Origin of the sequence: Neisseria sp. HMSC70E02 (genome assembly GCF_001838645.1) — a bacterium.
Lineage (GTDB): Bacteria > Pseudomonadota > Gammaproteobacteria > Burkholderiales > Neisseriaceae > Neisseria > Neisseria macacae.
Map to the genome: position 1 here is coordinate 847 of NZ_KV838107.1, position 590 is coordinate 1436.

1 protein-coding gene is annotated in these 590 nt (G+C 52.9%); it reads left to right on the plus strand.

Going from position 1 to position 590, the window contains the following annotated elements; genetic code table 11:
* The coding region (locus HMPREF3277_RS15370; RefSeq protein ID WP_210401169.1) for a hypothetical protein at positions 1 to 207 on the plus strand (207 nt) is incomplete at its 5' end.
* Positions 208 to 590: the final 383 nt, after the last annotated feature.

Genomic DNA, 590 nt, shown 5'->3' on the forward strand with positions numbered 1-590 from the left:
TGCCCTCTCCCCAGCCCTCCCCCACGGGGGAGGGAGCAGGTTGCAGCAGGTTTTACGGTTGCAGGCAGTTTGAAAAGCAACTTGGATTTACAACCGTTGATTTCAGGTCGTCTGAAAAGTAAAAAAGCAGCCTGCAAAACCTATTTTCCTTGCAGCCCCCTTAATCCCAACAGCCGACCCGTCCTCTCTCCCGTGGGAGAGAGTTAGAGAGAGAGCAACAAGCCGCAAGGCTTGTATTTTGAGTGGTAGGATATTGGGAAAGGTTACCGAAATTCGGGGAATGCCCTCTCCCCAGCCCTCCCCCACGGGGGAGGGGGCGGATTATAGCAAGTTTTGCGGTTGCAGGCGGTTTGAAAAGCAACTTGGATTTACAACCGTTGATGCAGGTCGTCTGAAAAACAAAAAGCAACCTACACAACCTATTTTCCTTGCAGAACCCTTAATCGCAACAACCGCCCATCCTCTCTCCCGTGGGAAAGAGCTAGAGAGAGGGCAACAAGCCGCAAGGCTTGTATTTGGTCGGTTAGGGTGTTGGAAAAGATTGCCGTAATTCGGAGAATGCCCTCTCCCCAGCCCTCCCCCACGGGGGA